The sequence below is a fragment of the Niastella populi genome (assembly GCF_002078015.1).
GTDB classification, from domain to species: Bacteria; Bacteroidota; Bacteroidia; order Chitinophagales; family Chitinophagaceae; genus Niastella; species Niastella populi.
In genome coordinates, this window is record NZ_LWBP01000041.1 from 1 (window position 1) to 4,074 (window position 4,074).

General features: G+C 40.9%; 6 protein-coding genes. All 6 read right to left on the reverse strand.

Annotation, left to right across the window (positions count from 1 at the left end):
• Window positions 1-377 precede the first annotated feature (377 nt).
• On the reverse strand, window positions 378-788 hold the full coding sequence (locus A4R26_RS05720) for a response regulator (RefSeq protein WP_081161912.1): 411 nt from the start codon (window positions 786-788) through the stop codon (window positions 378-380).
• 44 nt (window positions 789-832) lie between these two features.
• Window positions 833-1,039, reverse strand: a complete 207-nt coding sequence (locus tag A4R26_RS05725) for a hypothetical protein (RefSeq protein WP_081161914.1) — start codon at window positions 1,037-1,039, stop codon at window positions 833-835.
• 52 nt (window positions 1,040-1,091) lie between these two features.
• The gene (locus A4R26_RS05730) at window positions 1,092-1,328 is read right to left on the reverse strand and encodes a hypothetical protein (RefSeq protein ID WP_081161917.1); all 237 of its coding nucleotides are present in this window, start codon (window positions 1,326-1,328) and stop codon (window positions 1,092-1,094) included.
• A 272-nt stretch (window positions 1,329-1,600) separates the two neighbouring features.
• Window positions 1,601-2,188, reverse strand: coding sequence for a WG repeat-containing protein (locus A4R26_RS05735; RefSeq protein WP_081161919.1), 588 nt, complete (start codon window positions 2,186-2,188; stop codon window positions 1,601-1,603).
• A 150-nt stretch (window positions 2,189-2,338) separates the two neighbouring features.
• The gene (locus A4R26_RS05740; RefSeq protein WP_081161922.1) at window positions 2,339-2,857 is read right to left on the reverse strand and encodes a hypothetical protein; all 519 of its coding nucleotides are present in this window, start codon (window positions 2,855-2,857) and stop codon (window positions 2,339-2,341) included.
• A gap of 110 nt (window positions 2,858-2,967) precedes the next feature.
• A complete protein-coding gene (locus tag A4R26_RS05745) occupies window positions 2,968-3,897 on the reverse strand; it encodes a sodium:calcium antiporter (RefSeq protein WP_081161925.1) in 930 nt (309 codons plus the stop codon).
• Window positions 3,898-4,074 lie beyond the last annotated feature (177 nt).

The window sequence follows — 4,074 nt, forward strand, 5'->3', positions numbered from 1 at the left end:
GGAATAATTCATTGCATTCTGGGCCTTTCCATAACCAAATGGAGAAACTGAGAACACAATCATCACCACCATTCTTTTATACTGCCGCAAAATACTTTGCTTACACCATTTGCCTGTTGAAGAGGAACCATCTGCTTTTTTTTCGATTTTCATTGGTCTTGTTCAATTTGTAAATCCTATCTCAAATATTTGCAAATAAAATGCAGCGGCATTATTATAAGTGTAAGAATCACCCATTAATGCTACATATTAAGTGTTTAGCACATTGTAAAGGGGGGGAAAAACACTGAGTAGCTTCTGGCTGAATTGCGGGTATATTTTAGCGCCAGTTTGCGGTGGGCGGTATGGTAGGTATGACCGGAGGTGCCGGCGGCTATTTATAAGCCGGCAACAACCAATATTTTCTTAACGCAGTCGCTAAACTGCTGCAAATTACCGGGCTTTTCAAAAGCCGGAATATTTTCCTGCCGGCAGTAATGTATTGCATCGTCGGTTAAAGAGGTGGTAAATAAAACCATTGGTATAGCAGATAAACATGCATCCTGCTTAATTAATTTGAATGTTTCAACCCCCGTTATTACCGGCATATTCATATCGACAATGATGAGAACGGGTAAACCGCCACACTGTGCCGCCAGATTTAAAAACTCCACGGCTTTATGCCCATTGCTGGCCTGGCGAATAATAAAAGACGGGTCGATCCTGTTAATCGTATACCTGAATATAAATTGATCATCCGGATCGTCATCAACGTGGAGAATAATATTTGAAGTTCTCTTCTCAGCCATACTTCAATATACTTCAATTATTCATTTACCACAATAAGTAAACATTACAGCTTTTCTTTTTTATAAGACCTGGCAATATCCTTTGCAAATGATTTACTCACTTTCTTCACCTTGCTTTCAAACTTTTTTCCCGATAAGTTGAATTCTGAAAGGCTGCTGGTGATCTTTAAGTATACCAGTTCAGTTAATTTCTTTTTTGAAAACTCAGGCGTTGGTAAAGTTTCTGTTTGGCGGGTGCTATCCAATGTCATAAAATAGATGTTTATTACATTGCATTGCCGGCAATCCTTTAATTGCGTTTTTTTAGGGCAATGCATTAAAGCGATGTTCAGCCTGGCGGCCGGTAACCCGGATGTTACTTTCTCCGGGCGGCGGCAAATGGCCTTTAAGCATACCTGACGCTGACAATGGAGGCAGTTCAACCTCTCCCCTATTTCCACGTTTATCCTGATGGGGCTGCACCGATGTTAAACCTACCGAGATTAGGAAAAATGCAATTGATATTAAGGCAAGTATTCGCTTCAAAAGCTTGTTTTTCATATGGATACATATTTTGTCCTGATAAAAGGCAATAATTGTTCCAAAATTTTAATGTCAATTTTTAAATACTATGTAATCGCCTGCTTGTATATCAATTAAATATTAGATTTTATGGCTGACTGACTGGCTTTGCACCTGGGCTCGCCGGCCTCCCTGTTCCCTTCCTTTTGGCCTGGGGACCTTCCTGGAACAGGATCATCGTTGTCAATATATTATTGGGAAAAGACTGGTAAAGCTGCATATGCTGTTCATATGAACCAGCAGCAAATAACTTATTCCCCCGTGATCACGTTACCATCGAGGCCAATGGAATACCGCAAACCACCTACCACCACCCGCGCTATGCTTTCATTGAACGGGGTTGCGTAATTGAAACGAAACGGGATCACTTCCTTCCCCTCCTTATTGATATAACCCCATAAACCCTTTTTATTGCAAACAGGCGCCAAACCAAAACTAAAGCTGCCGGCATATGAATAGCTCAACGGAATGGATATTTTCCCTGTGGAATCAATAAATCCGTATTCATCGCCCACTGCCACCACCGCCATTCCTTCGTGAAAAGAATATACATCTGCATACCGGGGTTTTATAAATACATTTCCATTGCTATCGACAAAACCCCATTTGCCATCCAGTTCAACAGCGCCCCGGTTTTCTGAAAATGCCCGCGCTTCGTCATAGATCAATGGCACTATCACTTTGCCTTCCTCATTAACATAACCGTATTTGCCATCTTTTCTTACAGCGGCAAGCCCGCAATTGAAAGAATTGACACGATCGTATTTTTTCATCCACGTTTGTGCAACGGCGCCGAGATCCGTTACAAGGAAGCTTAAAATAAAGAATATGGTTTTCATAACACATGTTTTTATGCGTTATAAAATTACACCTGGTTAACGTGGGAGATGCTGATCACTGACATTGGCGCGGGTGATCATGATTAGGCTTTATATATAAAGACAAAACTTAAGTTATTAAAATGGCATGCCCGGTCTGATCCTGATATTTTAATTGTTCCGCTTATACTGCCATCCTTCCATTTTTTTCGATTTTTCGGTTACATCTACCCTTGAATACGTGATGAATGCGGGTTGTAATAATGCAGCGATCTTTTCCATTTCTTCCCATGAAAGCCTGACATTGCTGTACCTCTTTTTTGAATAGGATACCTCAGCTTTGATGTCGTATACAGACCAATCGTGTCCGGTCGATTGTGAATGAGTTACGCCTGAAAGCGTAATGGTGCTGTCCCTGAATATGGATTTAATTTCCACCTGGTCAGTGAAGTGTGCGCCGCCACGGAGCGGACCGGGTTTCGTTCTCAGAATGCCCAACTCAGGGTCTTTCATGTCAATATCATACCCGCGGTCGATGAATATACGCGCCAGCTGCAGGAATTTTCCCGAAGTATCGGTAAAGTGTAAAATGATGCGGTTGCTTTCGTACAATACGGGGCTGGTAGTGTCCTGTGCCAGTGCCCAGGCGCAGGTCATTGATAAAAAGAAGGACAGGTAAATTTTCTTCATAGTAAGTTTTGAACAAAATTACCCGCAGGTTCGGGCTCATGTACCAAAACTTAGTTAAAGTGGCTGTGCCGCTGTTTTTTTTAACAAATTACAGGAAGTTATTACATCATTTATGGCATAGCTATCTTAATTATGAACAATACATATATCATAACGAACATAAGGCCTTCCCATACCGAAATTCGTTTGTCCTGGGTAAGCAGGTAAAACAGTAACCCTGTGCCAGCCATTACCGGCAGTGAAAATGAGAGTAGTTCTTTTGGCACTTTTATTACACCGATCAAAGACGCCGTTGAAGGAATGACGAGGGTGTTAAAAATACAGGAACCCAATATATTACCTATTGCCATTTCTGCCTTTCCCTGTTTAATTGCTGTTATATTCACTGCCAGTTCAGGCAAGGTAGTTCCTACCGATAATACGGTTAGTGCAACAATAGATTCAGGCACCTGCAAACCTCTGGCAATACCCTGTATAGCTTGAACCGTATATTCAGCGCCAAAATAGATCCCGACTGCTGCAAGAACCAGGATGATCGCGCTTTTTACAGGAAAAGGAATTTTTTGCTTTTCATCTGGTGTCTCACTCTGCGTGCCGCCTTTAATAAGGTAAAAACTATACACTATAAATACCAGGATACCCATAATAGCCTCCTGCCATGTAATAAGGCCATCATAGGCAATTATATAAAACATGAAAAAGCTACCCAATAAAAAATGAAGGTCGATATAAATATACATGCTTCCCAACGAGATCGGCTTGCGGCTCAAAGCCACTGCAAAGCCGGTTACCAGCAACAGATTTGAAATATTAGCGCCAATGATGTTACCAGGTACAATTTCAGAAACACCTCGTGAAACCGACAATACGCCGGATATCAATTCAGGCAATGAAGTGCCTATGCCTACAATAAAAATGCCTATGACAAACGAAGGAAAAGAAAGCCACTTACCAAGTTCTTCCGCTGCTTTAGTGAAAAACCTGGCAGCCACGATGAGCACGAACAAAGCGATAAGAAAAATAACAAAGTGAATTACCATAATGAATAATAATGGGTACAAAATACAAAACACATAATTTAATAAACTATAAGCCGCTAATTTTTTCAAAATTATATTACGCTAATATTTACAAGTTCCGACCCGCATTAAGCTATTCTTAAGGTTGAAACCTATATTTTCCCCCCAAAACCCTAAGACCCATTTTATGATTCGTTT

Coding starts and splice junctions, on each gene's coding strand:
- A4R26_RS05735 (WP_081161919.1), bottom strand. CDS start 2,188: ATGAAAACCATATTCTTTATTTTAAGCTTCCTTGTAACGGATCTCGGC.
- A4R26_RS05725 (WP_081161914.1), bottom strand. CDS start 1,039: ATGACATTGGATAGCACCCGCCAAACAGAAACTTTACCAACGCCTGAG.
- A4R26_RS05720 (WP_081161912.1), bottom strand. CDS start 788: ATGGCTGAGAAGAGAACTTCAAATATTATTCTCCACGTTGATGACGAT.
- A4R26_RS05745 (WP_081161925.1), bottom strand. CDS start 3,897: ATGGTAATTCACTTTGTTATTTTTCTTATCGCTTTGTTCGTGCTCATC.
- A4R26_RS05730 (WP_081161917.1), bottom strand. CDS start 1,328: ATGAAAAACAAGCTTTTGAAGCGAATACTTGCCTTAATATCAATTGCA.
- A4R26_RS05740 (WP_081161922.1), bottom strand. CDS start 2,857: ATGAAGAAAATTTACCTGTCCTTCTTTTTATCAATGACCTGCGCCTGG.